At 66.8% G+C, this 16,606-nt stretch carries 15 protein-coding genes; 10 read left to right on the forward strand and 5 right to left on the reverse strand.

What is annotated here, in order from left to right:
* The first annotated feature begins 298 nt into the window (after nt 1-298).
* The 4 genes from QW845_RS33880 (at nt 299) to QW845_RS33895 (ending at nt 4,014) form a co-directional block, all read left to right on the forward strand.
* Complete coding sequence (locus QW845_RS33880) at nt 299-907, forward strand: nuclear transport factor 2 family protein (protein WP_315805845.1); 609 nt, start codon at nt 299-301, stop codon at nt 905-907.
* Between the two features lie 310 nt (nt 908-1,217).
* Nucleotides 1,218-2,261, forward strand: a complete 1,044-nt coding sequence (locus QW845_RS33885; protein ID WP_315805846.1) for an aromatic ring-hydroxylating dioxygenase subunit alpha — start codon at nt 1,218-1,220, stop codon at nt 2,259-2,261.
* 6 nt (nt 2,262-2,267) lie between these two features.
* Nucleotides 2,268-3,023, forward strand: coding sequence for a GntR family transcriptional regulator (locus QW845_RS33890; protein ID WP_315805847.1), 756 nt, complete (start codon nt 2,268-2,270; stop codon nt 3,021-3,023).
* A gap of 10 nt (nt 3,024-3,033) precedes the next feature.
* Nucleotides 3,034-4,014: a PDR/VanB family oxidoreductase gene (locus tag QW845_RS33895; RefSeq protein WP_315805848.1), complete on the forward strand. Its 981-nt coding sequence runs from the start codon at nt 3,034-3,036 to the stop codon at nt 4,012-4,014.
* Nucleotides 4,015-4,026: 12 nt separating this feature from the next.
* On the opposite strand, the gene QW845_RS33900 is transcribed toward QW845_RS33895, so the two are convergent.
* Nucleotides 4,027-4,677 carry a hypothetical protein gene (locus QW845_RS33900; RefSeq protein WP_315805849.1) on the reverse strand — a complete coding sequence of 217 codons (651 nt, stop codon included), beginning with the start codon at nt 4,675-4,677 and terminating at the stop codon, nt 4,027-4,029.
* Nucleotides 4,678-4,815: 138 nt separating this feature from the next.
* Nucleotides 4,816-5,850: a uroporphyrinogen decarboxylase family protein gene (locus tag QW845_RS33905; RefSeq protein WP_315805859.1), complete on the reverse strand. Its 1,035-nt coding sequence runs from the start codon at nt 5,848-5,850 to the stop codon at nt 4,816-4,818.
* A 171-nt stretch (nt 5,851-6,021) separates the two neighbouring features.
* Between QW845_RS33905 and QW845_RS33910 the strand changes: the two genes are divergently transcribed.
* The 3 genes from QW845_RS33910 to hemC all read left to right on the forward strand — a co-directional run bounded on the left by QW845_RS33910 (nt 6,022) and on the right by hemC (nt 9,915).
* Nucleotides 6,022-7,200, forward strand: coding sequence for an acetate/propionate family kinase (locus tag QW845_RS33910; RefSeq protein ID WP_315805850.1), 1,179 nt, complete (start codon nt 6,022-6,024; stop codon nt 7,198-7,200).
* Nucleotides 7,201-7,296: 96 nt separating this feature from the next.
* Nucleotides 7,297-8,922 (forward strand): choline dehydrogenase, encoded by a 1,626-nt coding sequence (locus QW845_RS33915; protein ID WP_315805851.1) that lies wholly within the window; start codon nt 7,297-7,299, stop codon nt 8,920-8,922.
* Between the two features lie 15 nt (nt 8,923-8,937).
* The gene (gene hemC, locus QW845_RS33920; protein ID WP_315805852.1) at nt 8,938-9,915 is read left to right on the forward strand and encodes a hydroxymethylbilane synthase; all 978 of its coding nucleotides are present in this window, start codon (nt 8,938-8,940) and stop codon (nt 9,913-9,915) included.
* Between the two features lie 4 nt (nt 9,916-9,919).
* On the opposite strand, the gene hemE is transcribed toward hemC, so the two are convergent.
* Complete coding sequence (gene hemE, locus QW845_RS33925; protein ID WP_409998003.1) at nt 9,920-10,951, reverse strand: uroporphyrinogen decarboxylase; 1,032 nt, start codon at nt 10,949-10,951, stop codon at nt 9,920-9,922.
* A gap of 197 nt (nt 10,952-11,148) precedes the next feature.
* Between hemE and QW845_RS33930 the strand changes: the two genes are divergently transcribed.
* Both QW845_RS33930 and QW845_RS33935 read left to right on the forward strand, forming a co-directional pair.
* Nucleotides 11,149-11,391 (forward strand): hypothetical protein, encoded by a 243-nt coding sequence (locus QW845_RS33930; RefSeq protein ID WP_315805854.1) that lies wholly within the window; start codon nt 11,149-11,151, stop codon nt 11,389-11,391.
* Between the two features lie 170 nt (nt 11,392-11,561).
* Complete coding sequence (locus QW845_RS33935; protein ID WP_315805855.1) at nt 11,562-13,472, forward strand: diguanylate cyclase; 1,911 nt, start codon at nt 11,562-11,564, stop codon at nt 13,470-13,472.
* Between the two features lie 13 nt (nt 13,473-13,485).
* On the opposite strand, the gene QW845_RS33940 is transcribed toward QW845_RS33935, so the two are convergent.
* Entirely contained in the window at nt 13,486-13,713 is a 228-nt protein-coding gene (locus QW845_RS33940) for a SlyX family protein (protein ID WP_315805856.1), read from the reverse strand.
* The gene (locus QW845_RS33945) at nt 13,700-14,479 is read right to left on the reverse strand and encodes a rhodanese-related sulfurtransferase (protein WP_315805857.1); all 780 of its coding nucleotides are present in this window, start codon (nt 14,477-14,479) and stop codon (nt 13,700-13,702) included. Before QW845_RS33945 ends, QW845_RS33940 begins: the two co-directional genes overlap by 14 nt.
* A 132-nt stretch (nt 14,480-14,611) precedes the next feature.
* Between QW845_RS33945 and ggt the strand changes: the two genes are divergently transcribed.
* Nucleotides 14,612-16,198, forward strand: coding sequence for a gamma-glutamyltransferase (gene ggt, locus QW845_RS33950; protein ID WP_315805858.1), 1,587 nt, complete (start codon nt 14,612-14,614; stop codon nt 16,196-16,198).
* Nucleotides 16,199-16,606 lie beyond the last annotated feature (408 nt).

Genomic DNA, 16,606 nt, shown 5'->3' on the forward strand with positions numbered 1-16,606 from the left:
TACCTGCCGCCTGCATTCTTTTGAGCAGGCGGGCCACGGGCCTCAGCCGAGGTCCGGCCTTCCTCGCGCCCTCTCGTATTTCAGGAGGGACATGATTGCCGCATGACCTGGGCGCTGCGCGCCGCGGGAATGTGGGGCCGTGTCTCTGTAGCCGGCAGGGCCATCTCCGTCCTTCGGTGTCTCAAGGCCTGGACGACACCGAATTTGTCGCACGCACCGGGCAGCCATGATCAGCCGTGCCTTTGCAGCGCACTCCCGATCCCGTATCCAGCAGCAACAACGCAAAGAGGAAACCACCATGACCAAGACCGCCGCCGAGATCGAGGACGACCGCCAGATTCGCGAGCTGTTGCAGAACTGGGCGATCTGGCGCGATGCGGGCGATTGGGAGCGCTTCCGCACGGTGTGGCATCCGGATGGGCGGATGATGGCGACGTGGACGCAGGGCACCGGCGACGAGTTCATCGAGATCAGCAAGGCGGCCTGGGCCAAGGGTGTCAACATCCTGCACTTCCTCGGCGGCATCTCGGTCGATCTCGCCGGTCATCGCGCGATCTCCCAGACCAAGATGACGATCTCGCAGCGGGCCGAGGTCGAGGGCGTCGTCTGCGACGTGCTGTGCACCGGCCGCTTCTACGACTTCCTCGAGAAGCGCGCGGGCAAATGGGGCATCGTGCTGCGCCAGCCGATCTACGAGAAGGACCGCATGGACCCGGTGACGCCCGGCGCGGTGCCGGCGCTGGACCGTGCGCTGCTGGAGCAGTTTCCCGTGGGGTATCGGCATCTCGCTTATCTGCAGACGCGCATCGGCTACACGGTGAAGCGCGACATGCCCGGGCTGAAGGGGCCGGAGGTCGAAGCGCTCTATGCGCGCGGCGCCGCGTGGCTTCGGGGCGAGGGGCTGTGATCGTCGACCCCTGCCTCGCCGGAGCCGCGCTCCGAACGGGACCAGCTCTCGCCGTGAGGGGCTGATCCGGCGGATCTCTGGTGCCGTTACAGAGCGGGTGACTGTGGCTCGGAGTGCGTAGCGAGGAATCAGCGCAAGTACCTGAATCAGAAAGGATTGTCTGTCAGCCTTGTTCCTTGGAGCGGAACCGTCGCGCGGGTGCTGTATACAGGATCGGCAGTTTTTGCCGAAAGAAGGCGGAACTTGCGTCTCATCCTTTGCTTGTTGTATACAATGCTCAGTTGGAAGTATACCGACACGAGGACACGCCATGGCCGCTTCTTTTCCGATGAATGCATGGTACGCCGCGGCCTGGGACGCCGAGGTCAAGCAGGCCCTGCTGCCGCGGACGATCTGCGGCAAGCACGTCGTGATGTACCGCAAGGCCGATGGCACCATCGCCGCGCTCGAAGATGCCTGCTGGCACCGGCTGGTGCCGCTGTCCAAGGGCCGGCTGGAAGGCGACACCGTCGTTTGCGGCTATCATGGCCTGAAATTCAGCCCGCAGGGCCGCTGCACCTTCATGCCGTCGCAGGAGACCATCAATCCCTCGGCCTGCGTACGTGCCTATCCGGCGGTCGAACGGCATCGGTTCATCTGGCTGTGGATGGGCGATCCGGCGCTGGCCGATCCCGCTATTATTCCCGACATGCACTGGAATCACGATCCGGCCTGGGCCGGCGACGGCAAGACCATCCACGTCAAATGCGACTACCGGCTGGTGGTCGACAATCTGATGGATCTCACGCACGAGACCTTCGTGCACGGCTCGTCGATCGGCAACGACGCGGTGGCCGAAGCGCCGTTCGACGTCACCCATGGCGAGCGCACCGCCACCGTGACGCGCTGGATGCGCGGTATCGAGCCGCCCCCATTCTGGGCGAAGCAGCTCGGCAAGCCGGGCCTGGTGGACCGCTGGCAGATCATCCGCTTCGAGGCGCCGTGCACGGTGACGATCGACGTCGGCGTCGCGCCGACCGGGACGGGCGCGCCGGAGGGTGACCGCTCGCAGGGCGTCAACGGCATGGTGCTCAACACCATCACGCCGGAGACCGACACGACCTGCCATTATTTCTGGGCGTTCGCCCGCAACTACCAGCTCACCGAGCAGCGGCTGACGACCGAGATCCGCGAGGGTGTGTCGGGCATCTTCCGCGAGGACGAACTGATCCTGGAAGCGCAGCAGCGCGCGATGGACGAGAATCCGGGGCGCGTGTTCTACAATCTCAACATCGATGCAGGCGCAATGTGGGCACGGCGGATCATCGATCGGATGATCGCGCGCGAAACGCCGCTGCGTGAAGCCGCGGAGTAGAATGGAATGGCCGAGCGTGACAGCGAGCGTTCGATCTCGCAGACCGTCCGAGCGCAGCTCACCTTGCGCGACCTGATCCTCACCGGCGGCTTGCGCCCCGGTGAGCGCATATCCGAGCTGCAGGCGGTCGAGGCCGCCGGCGTCTCCCGCACGCCGGTGCGCATGGCGCTGGTCCGGCTCGAGGAGGAGGGGCTGCTGGAGGCGATTCCGTCCGGCGGCTTCATGGTGAAATCGTTCTCCGAGCGCGACGTGCTCGACTCCATCGAGGTGCGCGGCACGATGGAAGGACTGGCGGCGCGGCTCGCCGCCGAGCGCGGCGTGTCCGTGCGCGACACCGAGCCGATGCGCGAATGCCTCGCCCAGATCGACGAACTGATCGCGCCCGCCGAGCTCTCCTTCGACGGCTTCTCGGCCTATGTGGCGCTGAATGCGCGCTTTCATGCCTTGCTGGCCGAGTTGTCGCGCAGTCCGCCGGTGATCCGCCAGGTCGACCGCGCCAGCGCGCTGCCGTTCGCCTCGCCGAGCGGATTCGTGATGGCGCAATCGGCGCTGCCGGAGGCGCGCCACATCCTGGTGGTCGCGCAGGAGCATCACCGCATCGTCATCGATGCGATCGAGAACCGCGAGGGCGCCCGCGCCGAGAGCATCATGCGTGAGCATGCCCGGCTGGCCGCCCGCAACCTGCGGCTGGCCGTGAAGGCGCGTGGTCCGATGGACCTGGTGCCGGCGGCGGTGCTGATCAAGACGCAGATCAACGGCTGAGGAGGCGATCATGCGTTTCCAGGACAATTGGTCGCCTGCGACCCTGGTCTCGACACGCGACCTTGCGCCGGGCATCCGCGAATTCATCCTGCGGCCCGACGGCTATGTCTGCGCGCCCTATGCGGTCGGCAGCCACATCAAGGTCGGCGTCCTCGCCGGCGGCCAGCCCGATGTCCGCTCCTACTCGCTGGTCGGCGAGGCGGACCCGCGGGGCTACCGGATCGCCGTGCGCTTCGCCGAGGATTCCCGCGGCGGATCGCGCTATCTGTGGTCGCTGCAGCCCGGTGCGCGGCTGGACGTGGCGAGCCCGACCTCGCTGCTGCAGGTCGATTGGCAGTATCAGCATTATTGTCTGGTCGCCGGCGGCATCGGCATCACGCCGCTGGTCGGGGCGGCGCATGCGCTGCTGCGCAAGACGCCGAGCGTCTCGCTGCATTACGCGGTGCGATCCCGCGATGATGCGGCCTACCTCGATGAGCTCTCGGCGCTGCTCGGCGACCGTCTCGCGGTGTATGCCGCGGACCAGTCGCAGCGGCTCGACCTGACCGATCTTTTTTCGAGTCTGCCGTCCGGAGCAGCCGTGCTGTTCTGCGGACCGATGCGGATGCTGGATGCCGCGCGCAGCGCGTGGGCGGCGTGCGGCCGCGCGCCGGCCGATCTCAGCTATGAGACGTTCGGATCGAGCGGCCGGCTGTCGACCGAGCCGTTCAAGGTCCGGCTGCGCGACAGCGGCGAGGAGATCGTGGTGCCGCGCGACCGCTCGATGCTCGACGTGCTCAATGCCGCCGGCCACGAGGTCATGGCGGATTGCCGGCGCGGCGAGTGCGGCGTCTGCGCGGTTGACGTCGTCGAAGTCGAGGGCGAGATCGATCATCGCGACGTGTTCTTCAGCGCCGAGCAGAAGCACGAGAGCCGCAAGCTCTGCGCCTGCGTTTCCCGCGCCCATGGCGTGGTCACGATCGATACGCTGGAGCGGACCGACGCGCTGTGAGCGCACTGCCGGCTATTTGTCGGCGAGCAGGTTGACCGGCATCGCCGACGGCGGCTTGCCTGAGGACTTCCGGCCGCTCTGCTCGGCTGCGACGGCGGCGCGTGCGGCCTTCAGGCGTGCATCGGTCTCCTTGTCGGCCAATAGCGCGTCGGTGAGGTTCGCTTCGGCGGTGTACGCCGCCTCGGCCGCGGCCTTGGCCGCCGCGATGTTGGCTGCGGTGGGATTGGCCTTTGCCACCGCCTCCGCCGCGTCGCGTTCGGAAATGGCCTTCTCGTTGGCCGCCAGCGCGGCATCGAGATTGGCGTCGGCGACCGTCTCGGCCGCATCGGCAGCCGCCAGCGTCGCCGCGGCCGGACTGAGCGGCGGCCGGGGGCGCAATGGTTTCGCTGCCGCCTGCGGCTTGACGGCCTGGGCCTGCGGCGGGAACGCGGGCCGAGAGGGTGGTGGCAGTGCCGTTGGCTGCTGGATGGGAGGCGGCTGGAGCGATGGCATGGTCGGCACGAGCCCGATCGGCACCATCCGCGCAAACGAGCTGCGCGCGTCGCGCATCAGGCCGCCCATGATATCGTCGAGCGGGTCGGCCATCGCGGTCCCGCTCACCGCTGCGCCGGCAAGCATGCCGATCGCGGCGGCGACGTTCCTCGTCGTGATGCAGACGGCCATCGGAGCCTCCCTCGCGACGAAATCGGGCCAGCCGACCCCCGGCGCTCACCGCCTGCCTTATTCCGGAAATGGGTTTGCAGGGTGGCGCCATCGTGGAGCGCCGCGCCCGACATGCGCCGCATCTGCCACATTGGGCTGTCAGGCGAGTTCCTCGCGCACCCGCGCCGCCGCCGCGCACATCGCCTTCAATTTCCCGAAGGCGGTCGCGCGCGGCAGATATTTCATGCCACAGTCGGGCGCCACGACCAGCCGCTCCGGCGCCACCACTTTCAGGCCGTTGCGGATGCGCTCGGCCACGACAGCGATCGGCTCGATCTCGGGATCGCCGAGATCGAGGACGCCGAGCACGATGGTCTTGGTCGAGAGATCTCTGAGAACGCCGAGGTCGAGCCGCGGCTGCGCCGCCTCGATCGCGATCTGCGCAGCGTGGCAATCGGCAAGCTCGGCCAGGAACGCATATCCGCTCGGCTTGCTGGAGCCCGGCACGATGGCGGCATAACCGAAGCAGACGTGAACGATGGTGGGCACCGTAATATGATCCAGAGCCCGGTTGATCGCCTTGACGGCATAGCGCCGCGCCGCCTGCGGATTGTTGCGGACCCAGGGCTCGTCGAGCTGGATGACGTCGGCGCCGGCGCGTTGCAGGTCGCGGGCCTCGGCATTGACGACCTCGGCGAAAGCCATCGCGAGCGCCTCGTCGTCGCCGTAGAAGTCGTCCTGGGCCTGCTGGCTCAATGTGAATGGCCCGGGCAGGGTGATCTTGGCGGCACGCCGGGTGCTACGGCGGAGGAACTCCATGTCGCGCAGCTCGACCGGCTGCGTCCGCCGGATCGGACCGACGACGCGCGGCACTGGCGTCTTGATCCCGGACGGCGAGATGATGATGGCGGGATTGTCGGCATCGACGCCGTCGAGCGCGGTCGCGAACCGGTTGGAGTAGCTTTCGCGCCGGATCTCGCCATCCGACACGATGTCGATCCCCGCCTGTTCCATGTCGTGGATAGCGACGATGGTCGCGTCGTCCTGGGCGTCGTCGAGCAGCGGCCGGGGAATGCGCCACATGCCCTGCATGCGAATGCGAGGAACGGATTTCGAGAGCATTGCGCGATCGACCAGCCAATCCGGCTGCGGGTAGCTTCCGACCACGGTGGTCGGGAGGAGATGTCGAGGCATATTCACGCAATGGCCCTCCCGCGGGTCCGACTCAACCTTGGGTACGATGGCAGACGATAATTCGGTGTCAGAATGCAACCTAGCGTTTTGTTCGTCTTCGGATCGTCATGGAAATAATTCGTATTTTCTGCAGTTTATCAGTTCAACATTCGTCACGAGGCGGCATCACCGATGCAACACATCCTGACCCTCAACTCCGGCTCATCCTCGATCAAATTCGCCTTGTTCGAGGAAGATGCCGTCCTTGTCGAGACCGTGCATGGCCAGATCGAGGGGCTTGGCCGTAACGCGCCGCATCTCGAAGCAAAGCTGAGGGGCGCTCCGCTGGCCGATGAACGCCTGGATGCAGCGAGCGCCGCCGATCACGAAGCGGCTCTCGGCGTCGTGCTCGAGGTCCTGCAGCGCGCCGTCGGCCGCACCGAAGTCGACGCCGTCGGTCACCGCGTCGTTCATGGCGGGCTCGCATTCACGCGGCCGATCGTCGTCAATGACGATGTTCTGAATGATCTGCAAAAGCTCATTCCGCTGGCGCCGCTGCACCAGCCTCACAATCTCTCTGGTGTCCGCGCCGCCCATCGCGCCTTTCCTGGCGCCATGCAGGTCGCATGTTTCGATACCGCGTTCCATCGCTCGCACCCCTGGGTTAACGACACCTACGCCTTGCCGCGCGAGTTCTACGATCAGGGCGTCCGCCGCTACGGCTTTCACGGCCTGTCCTATGAATACGTCGTGTCGCGATTGAAGGAGATCGCTCCGCTCGACGAGAAGGGCCGGGTGGTCGTGATGCATCTCGGCAACGGCGCCTCGATGTGTGCGATCCGGGATGGGCAGAGCATCGGTTCGTCGATGGGCTTCACGGCACTCGACGGTCTGCCGATGGGCACGCGCTGCGGTCAGCTCGACCCTGGCGTCGTTCTCTATCTGCTTGAGGAGAAGCGCATGACGGCCGAGGCGGTCACCGATCTCCTCTACAATCACTCGGGCCTCAAGGGATTGTCGGGGTTGTCGCAGGACATGCGCGAACTGGAGGCCGCCGGCACGCCGGAGGCGCGGCAGGCGATCGACTACTTCGTCGACCGCATCAGGCGCGAGCTCGGCGCCATGGCCGCGATCCTCTCTGGCATCGACGCGGTGGTGTTCTGCGGCGGGATCGGCGAGTATGCATGGCGCATTCGCGAGCGCGTCTGCCAAGGATTCGAGTGGCTCGGGATCGCGTTGGACGAAAGCCGCAACCGCGCGAGCCATTCCTTGATCTCTTCGGACCAGTCGCGGGTGCGTGTGCGGGTGGTCAATACCGATGAAGAGATGATGATCGCACGGCACGCCGCGCGGCTGCTGAAGCAGTCATGACTGAGATGGCCGACCAGATCTGCTGATTTGCCGCTTGCATGCGCCGGCTTTTGGTATCATCGAGGATGAAACAACAACAAGGCCGGTGGGGAAGCGATGGAAGGCAGCGCAGCGTTGCGTGAGACGGACCTGGAGTTCGACTATATCGTGGTCGGTGCCGGCTCGGCCGGGTGCGTTCTCGCCAACAGGCTCAGCAGTGACGGCAAGCACACGGTGCTGCTGCTCGAGGCCGGTCCGAAGGACACCAACATCTGGATCCACGTTCCGCTCGGCTACGGCAAGCTTTTCAAGGAAAAGACCGTCAACTGGATGTACCAGACCGAGCCGGAGCCGGGGCTCGACGGCCGCTCGGTGTTTCAGCCGCGCGGCAAGGTGCTCGGCGGCTCCAGCTCGATCAACGGCCTGCTCTATGTGCGCGGTCAGCACGAGGACTACGACCGCTGGCGGCAGCGCGGCAATGTCGGCTGGGGCTATGACGACGTGCTGCCCTATTTCAAGCGGGCGGAAAATCAGTCCCGCGGCGCCGACGACTATCATGGCATCGACGGCCCGCTGCCGGTGTCCGACTGGCGGCACGAGGACCCCTTGTCTGAAGCCTTCGTGAAGGCGGCGGTCGAGGCCGGGTTGCCCTTCAATGGCGACTTCAATGGTGCGAGCCAGGAGGGCGCGGGGTTCTTCCAGACGACGACCCGGCGCGGCCGTCGCGCCAGCACCGCGGCCTCCTACCTGCGGCCGGCGCTCGGTCGCAGCAACCTGCACGTCGAGACCGACGCGCTGGCCCAGCGGATCGTGTTCGACGGACGCCGGGCCGGCGGCGTCACGTTCAGCCAGCGCGGCCGGATGCGGACGGCCCGCGCCCGCAGGGAGATCCTGGTGTCGAGCGGCGCCTACAACTCGCCGCAACTGCTGCAGCTGTCCGGGGTCGGTCCGGCCGAGCTGTTGAAGCAGCATGGTCTCGACGTGGTCCTCGATGCGCCCGGTGTCGGGAGTGACCTGCAGGACCATCTGCAGGTGCGTATCGTGATGCGCTGCAGCCGGCGCATCACGCTCAACGACATCGTCAACAATCCCGTGCGCAAGGTGCTGGCTGGCGCACGCTATGCGGCCTTCCGCAACGGTCCGCTGACGATCGCGGCGGGGACGGCCGGCGCATTCTTCAAGACCGATCCGCGGCTTGCGAGCCCGGACATCCAGATCCACTTCATCCCCTTCTCGACCGACAAGATGGGCGAGAAGCTGCACACCTTCTCCGGCTTCACCGCCTCGGTCTGCCAGCTCAGGCCCGAAAGCCGTGGTTCGCTGCGGATCAGGAGCGCGGATCCGGCGGTGCCGCCGGAAATCCGCATCAATTATCTCGCCAGTGAAACCGACCGGCGGGCCAACGTCGATGGCCTCCGGATCCTGCGGAAAATCCTGGCGGCCCCGGCCTTGAGGCCGTATGTCTCGGATGAAGCCTATCCGGGGTCCAAGATCGTGAGCGATGACGACATCCTGGCCTATTGCCGGCAGACCGGCAGCACGATCTACCATCCGACCTCGACCTGCCGGATGGGGACCGATGCTGCCGCCGTGGTCGATCAGCGCCTGCGGGTACGCGGCGTTGACGGCCTGCGCGTCGTCGATGCCTCGATCATGCCGGACCTGGTTTCGGGCAACACCAACGCGCCGGTCATCATGATCGCGGAGAAGGCCTCCGACATGATCTTGCAGGACGCGCGCTGACGCAGGAATGAGTTCGTGACACGTTTCCGGATCGGCACCCGCAAGAGCACGATGGCCTTGGCGCAGACGGAGGAGATCGCCCGCCGGCTGCAGGCCGCGATTCCGTCGCTCGACATCGAGATCGTTAAGTTCGAGACGACGGGCGATTCCGACCAGACCAGCAAGCTGCTCACCCATGGCGGCAAGGGCGGGGCGTTCGTGGCCGAGATCCGCCGCGCCATGCTGGATGGCAGGCTGCATGCAGCAATGCACTCGCTGAAGGACATGCCGGGCAACGAGGAAACGCCGGGGCTGGTGGTTGCGGCGCTGCTGTCGCGCGATCCGCCGGGCGACGTGCTGGTGCTGCGGCGGGGGCTGTCGCTGGACGAATTCCGCAACGATGGCGGCCGGGGCTTCAAGATCGGCACCAATGCCGTGCGCCGGGCCGCCTATGCGCGACGACTGTTTCCGCAGGCCGAGCTGATCCATTTTCGCGGCGCGGCCGATACCCGCATCCGCAAGCTCGACAATGGCGAGCTGCAGAAGCTGCCTGACGGCGGCGCCGTGGGGCCGGCTGATGCGCTGATCATGGCGCGCTCCGGGCTGGAGCGGGTCGGCCTGTCCGACCGCGCTTCCTATGACTTCCCGGTCGCCGACATGCTGCCGGCGGTCGGGCAGGGCATCGTCGCCGTCGAATGCCCGGCCTCCGACTGGGACACGCGGCGCATCCTGGCGACCATCGACGATGCGGCGGCGCGGACCTGCGCCGACGCCGAGCGCGAGGTGCTGTGGGTGCTCAACGGTCACTGCAACTCGCCGATCGCTGGCTTTTCGACCATCGACGGCGGTCAGCTGACGCTGACCGCCTCGGTGCTCGACGAGGATGGCGGCCACTTCATCGAGGCGCAGCGCTCGGCGCCGGCGGATCGTCCGCGCGAGCTCGGCCGGGCGGTCGGGCTCGATCTGCTTGCCAACGGCGCGGCGGAGCTGATCGAGCGCAGCCGGCCGCGCTAGCAAGTCATCCCTTGTAGGCGCGGACCCGCGCCAGCATCTGCTCCACATGGGCGATCGGGGTTTCCGGCAGGATGCCGTGGCCGAGGTTGAAGATGTGGCGGCCGCCGGAATAGCTCGCCAGCACGTCGTCGACCGCCTGGTCGAGCGCCGCGCCGCCGGTGATCAGTGCCAGCGGATCGAGATTGCCCTGCACCGCGACCTTGCTCTGCACCTTCTCGCGCACGAGGCCCGGCTCCGCGGTCCAGTCGATGCTGACGGCATCGATGCCGGTTTCGGCGACGTAGCCCGGCAACAGCGCGCCGGCGCCACGTGGAAAGCCGATGATCTTCGCATCCGGCCGCGCCTTGCGCACGCCCTCGACGATGCGCCGTGTCGGCGCGACGGACCAGCGCGCGAACTCGCGCGGCGACAGCACGCCGGCCCAGGTGTCGAAGATCTGCAGCGCGTCGGCGCCGGCCTCCAGCTGCTTCAGGAGATAGGCGATCGAGCTGTCGACCAGCGCATCGATGATTCTGCCGAACGCATCGGGATGCCGATAGGCGAGCAGCCGCGCTGGCGCCTGATCAGGCGTGCCTTGGCCTGCGACCATGTAGGTCGCGACCGTCCATGGGGCGCCGCAGAAGCCGATCAGCGCGGTGCTCCGCGGCAGCTCGGCCCGCACCCGGCGCAGCGCCTCGAACACCGCTTCCAGCTTCGACAAATCGGCCTTCGCCGACAGCGTCGCGATCTTGTCCGGCGTATCGAGCGGGTCCAGCCGCGGGCCTTCGCCGATTTCGAAGCGGACGCTGCGGCCGAGCGCGTGCGGGATCACCAGAATGTCGGAAAAGATGATCGCCGCATCGAAGCCGAAGCGCCGGATCGGCTGCAGCGTGACTTCGGCCGCGAGTTCGGGATTGAAGCAGAGGTCGAGAAAGCCGCCGGCCTTGGCGCGGACCTCGCGGTACTCCGGCAAATAGCGGCCGGCCTGCCGCATCATCCAGATCGGGGGCACGCTCTGCCGCCGTCCGGCCAGCACGTCGATGAAGGGCTTGTTCACGGCAGTCTCACTCACGCTGGGGCTCCGCAACTTTCGGGAACAGTTTACCGTCCGTGATACATGCCCACGCGGTTCCGGCCAAGGTGATATCGACGCGGAAGCGGCGGGAGATACGAGCGCCATTGCGGTCGCCGGCCGCCACATCTCGCGGAACACGTCTTTCGCCACTGCGTTGTCGTTCCACAGGGAGATTGACCATGGCTGAGAAATTCAATCCTGCGCCCCACGACAAGCACGCGGTCGATCCGCGCGAGGCCGCGCGTCTCGATCGTGAGACGGCCACGCAACTCGACAAGGGACTGATGGATACGTTCCCGGCATCGGATCCGGTGAGCCTGCAACAGCCCTCGACGACCCGAGCGAAGGACGACGACGTCGACCACGATCCGGCGCATGCGTCATCGTTGTGGGACAAGGTGCGATCGGTGTTCGCCCGTTGAACTAACAAGCGGGACGCCGCTTGCGACCGCGGATTTCTCGGTGTGGCTCCGTATTTGTACGGGAGCAGCCGTAGTCTTACGGGCCGCTGAGGACACCTTCGGAGCAGCCGCATTTCAGAGTTAAATAAGATGTCCATGGGAACCTCGGCGCGTCCGGAGAGTCCCGCGGAATGGACGTTGGTGCGACCAGAGTTGATCGAGGCCGCCTGCCCATGTGGGCGGCTGGCGTGCTTGCGCTCGTGTCGGTCGCCATTCTCGCTTTCAGCATCTGGGGCGAATGGACCTCCCGCCAGGCGGAGGTGCGAAATGCCGAAACCGATCTCGGCAATCTCGCTCATTCGCTCACCCAGCACGTCGAGGACACATTCGAGCTTGCGGATTCGCTGTTGCGCGGCGTCGTCGCCGCCCTCGAAACCGATGACGGCAAGCCCGGCGCGATCACCCGACTGCAGACGATCCTGAGGGCGAGGAAGCCCAATCTCGGGCGCATCCGCGGCATCTTCGCGTATGGCGAAAACGGCGACTGGCTCGCGACCACCGAGGACGTCACGCTCACCAACTACAACAATGCCGATCGCGACTACTTCGCGCACCACAGGGTTTCCGCCGATCGTTCGCTGCTGATCGGTCGCCCGGTGCAGAGCAGGGCTGGCGGCCAGTGGGTCATCACCCTGTCGCGGCGCTGGAATCACGCGGATGGCCGGTTCGGCGGCGTCGTGCTGGCAACCATCGACGTTGCCTATTTTGCTCAGTTCTACCGTCAGTTTGCCGTCGGTCGTCAGGGCACGATCAGCCTGATGAGCCGCGATGGGGCCGTCCTCGCCGACAATGCGGAGCCCGACGCTCAGACGGTTGGGCGCGCCATCCTCGAAGCGATTCCCTATCATCCTGCGTCGGGGACGCTGCATTTCCGGCGGCTCGGCGAAACGTCCGACCGCATCGGGTTCTATCAGCACGCGCAGCGCTATCCGTTCCTCATTCTGGTGACGCGCACGGAGGCGGAGGTCCTGGCCGAATGGAAGCGTGATGCGCTCATTCGGCTCACGGTGCTGGTCTGTCTGGTCGCGCTCGTCATTGCGATCGGCATCTTCCTCGCGAAGCAGTTGCTGCAGCGCCAGCAGCTCGCCGCGGCGCTGGCCGCCAAGGAAGAAAACTTCCGGCTGCTCGCCGAAGGCTCCAGCGACATCGTGACGCGGATCGAGCTGGACGAATGCATCGGCTACGTTTCGCCCTCGACCATGCGCGTGCTGGGCTGGCATCCGTCGCAGCTCCTGGGCAAGCGCGCGCTCTCCGGCGTGCATCCGCTCGATCGCCCGCAGTTGCAGGAGATCCTCGATCAGCTCAGGCGAGGGGCCGTCGACGAAGCCCGTGCCACCTATCGCATGCGCCGCCGCGACAAGTCGGAGATCTGGGTCGAGGCCACGATCCGCGCCACCCGTCAGCCGGATGGCGCGCTCGACGGCTTCGTCGCGGTCACCCGCGACGTGACCCAGCAGAAGACGCTGCAGGGCCGGCTCGAGACACTGGCCATCGAGGACGGCCTCACCGGGCTCGCCAACCGCCGCCGGTTCGACGAGCGGCTGCTGGAGGAGTGGGGCAGGGCCTACCGCGACAAGACCTCGCTGGCGCTGCTGATGATCGACATCGACCACTTCAAGGCCTTCAACGACGCCTATGGCCATCCGGCCGGCGACGAGTGCCTGCACACCGTGGCCGGCATTCTCGCCGACGAGGCGCAGCGCAGCTCGGATCTGGCCGCCCGCTACGGCGGCGAGGAGTTCGCCATCCTGCTGCCGAACACCGATGCCGGGGGCTGCGCCAGGCTCGGCGAGCGGATCAGGCGGGCACTGCACGAGGCCCGCATCGTCCACGATCACAACCCGGCGGGAATCGTCACCGCGAGCATCGGCGGTGCGGTGTGCCGGCCGGGCTTCGAACGCTCCGCCGGCCCGGCCTCGCTGATCGAGGCGGCCGACCGCGCGCTCTATGCCGCGAAGGACGCCGGCCGCGACCGCCTGATCATGGCCGGCGAGGTGGTCGACCTGCCCGCCGGCAAGGCGCCGGCGACCGTCCCGGCGTGAGATCGCCGCCTGCTCAGTAGTGCGGCGGCGGCTCATTGCGCGGCCCCTCGGTATTGCCTTGCGCCTCCTCGAGCCGCTCCACCAGCAGGGCGACCTGTCGCTTCAGCGCATCGATCTCGCGCCACTGCGCGGTGATGGTCTGGTTCAGCGTCTCGATCGTGTCGTCCTGAAACGTCAGGCGCATCTCCAGCGTGTCGATCCGCTCGCCGAGCTGCGCGTTGGATTGCTCAGAGCTGTTCATCGCGTGCGCCCTCCGGAACGGCCTTGATCGTGGCCTCGCTGTGCTCCCGCAGCCCGTGACCGAGCGCCACCCGTTCGTCGAACACGAAACAGCCGCCGCGCCAGCGGCTCTCGGATTCCGGGGTCTCCTCGAGATATTTCAGGATGCCCCCCTTGAGGTGGTAGACCTCGGAAAAGCCGCGCGCCAGCAGCAGCGCGCTCGCCTTCTCGCAGCGGATGCCGCCGGTGCAGAACATCGCGATCCGCTTGTGCCTGGCAGGATCGAGCGCGCGTGCGGCAAAATCCTTGAACTGCCCGAAGCTCTGCAGGCCCGGATCGATTGCGCCCTCGAACGTGCCCATCGCCACCTCGAACGCATTGCGGGTGTCGAGCACGACGGTATCGGGCGCTGCGATCAGCGCGTTCCAATCGGCGGGACTGACATAGGTCCCGACCTGGCGGGTCGGATCGGCGGCGGGATCGCCGAGTGTCACGATCTCCCGCTTCAGCCGCACCTTGAGGCGCCGGAACGGCATGGCGGTGGCGCGCGAGTATTTCAGCTCCAGATTGTCCAGCCGGCCGGCGAACAGCGTTCCGTCGCGAAACTCGCCGACCAGGGCGGCAATTGCCGGCTCGGTCCCGGCCACGGTGCCGTTGATGCCCTCCTCGGCCAGCAGGACGCTGCCCTTGATGCCGCGTTCGGCGCAAAAGGCGTGGAGCGGCGCACGCAGGTCGCGAAAATCCGGCAGGGCGACGAACTGATAGAAGGCGGCGACGGCGAGGGGCATGCGGCCGTTTACCAGCAGAGCTGACCATAGAAAAGCTGGTATCCCCGGGCATTGCCGAGCCCGGAAGGAATGTGCGATGTAGCCGGCCAGCACTGGTATTCCAACCACCACACGATCACGCAGCGAGCAACGATGAGAAGCTTCCATTTCCCCGGCAGGTCGACGGTCCACGCCCAGAACGGAATGATCGCGACATCGCACCCGCAGGCGGCGCTGGCCGGGATCGAGGTGCTGCGGGCCGGCGGCACCGCGGCCGATGCGGCGGTGGCAGCCTGCGCCCTGCTCGGAGTGATCGAGCCGCAATCGACCGGTATCGGCGGCGACTGCTTCGCCCTGGTCCAGCCCAGGGGCGAGGGCCGGATCATGGCCTATAACGGCTCGGGCCGGGCGCCTGCCGCCGCGACCGTGGACTGGTACCTCGAGCGCAAGATCCATTCGGTGCCGCTGACCTCCGCCCACGCCGTCTCCGTGCCCGGTGCCATCGATGCCTGGGCGCGCATCCTGCACGACCATGGCCGGCTCGGCCTCGACCGGCTGCTGCAGCCGGCGATCCGCGCCGCCGAGGACGGCTATGTGGTGGCGCCGCGGGTGGCCTTCGACTGGAACAACCAGTTCGAGAAGCTCAAGAACGGCACCAACACCGCGCGCTACTTCCTGCCGCGCGGCAAGGCGGCGGCGGTCGGCGACGTGATCCGCCAGCCGGAGCTGGCGCAGACGCTGCGCGTGATCGCCAAGGAGGGGGCGAAGGGCTTCTACACCGGCGCGGTCGCCGAGGACATGGTGCAGACGCTGCGCGGCATCGGCGGCCTGCACACCCTGGAGGACTTCGCCAATCACCAGACCGAGGTGACCTCGCCGATCGGCACCACCTACAAGGATCACGACGTCTGGCAGTGCCCGCCGAACGGCCCGGGCATCACCATGCTGGTGATGCTCAACATTCTTTCCCGCTTCGACCTCACGCGGATCGATCCGCTCAGCGTCGAGCGCTTCCACCTCGAGGCCGAGGCCGCGCGCATCGCCTACATGATGCGCGAGCAGCATATCGGCGACCCCGCGCACATGACCACCGAGGTCGCGAGCATCCTCGCCAAGGAGTTCGCCGACGAGTACATCTCGCAGATCAGCCTCGACAAGCTGCTCGATCTGCCGAACGTCGCGCCGCCGATGAATCCGGAGACGGTCTACATCACCGTCGTCGACCGCGACCGCAACGTCTGCTCCTTCATCAACTCGATCGCGCATTCGTTCGGCTCGGCCATCGTCTCCAACGAGACCGGCGTGCTGCTGCAGAACCGCGCCGGCGGCTTCCGCATCCAGCCCGGTCATCCGAACTGCATCGGTCCGGGCAAGCGTCCGCTGCACACCATCATCCCGGCGCTCGCCACGAAGGCCGGCCGCGCCCAGATGTCGTTCGGCGTGATGGGCGGCCAGTATCAGCCGGTCGGCCAGACCCACGTGCTGACCAACATCCTCGATTATGGCTGCGACGTGCAGGAAGCGATCGATATGGCGCGCGGCCTGCATTACGAGGGCGTCTATCAGCTCGAGGACGGCGTGCCGGCCGATGTCGTCGAAGGCTTGCAGAAGATCGGCCACAAGACCACCAAGGTGGTGTCGCCGCTCGGCGGCGGCCAGGCGATCTGGATCGACTGGGACAAGGGCACGCTCACCGGCGGCTCCGACCCGCGCAAGGACGGCTGCGCGCTGGGATATTGAGGCGGGCGCGTTCTCGCGGACTATCTCACCATCACTGCGCTTGGGCCCAGTCGTGTCCACACATTCCGCTGTCGTCCCGGCCTTGAGCCGGGACCCATACCCCCAGGAAGCGGTTTGAGGCAGGCTGGCAATTGGCTTTTTGCCCATCACGTCTGCTGCGGCGTATGGGTCCCGGATCGGAGCCGCGACGCGCTGGCGCGCGTCACGGCTTGTCCGGGACGACAGCGGTGGGTTTGGCGGATTTACAATTCAAACAGCCATCGAGTTGAAGACATGAGGACGTGATCTCGCGGCGAGACTCGCCCGAGGTCTGCACTTGGTCGTCCCTCGCAATCATGCAGAGGGCGCAGGGAATGCCGGGTGAAGGCCTCACCCATGGCCCGCCTGCGAAAAAAATGCAGGCGGCAG

Origin of the sequence: Bradyrhizobium sp. SZCCHNS3002 (assembly GCF_032377435.1) — a bacterium.
Taxonomy (GTDB): domain Bacteria; phylum Pseudomonadota; class Alphaproteobacteria; order Rhizobiales; family Xanthobacteraceae; genus Bradyrhizobium.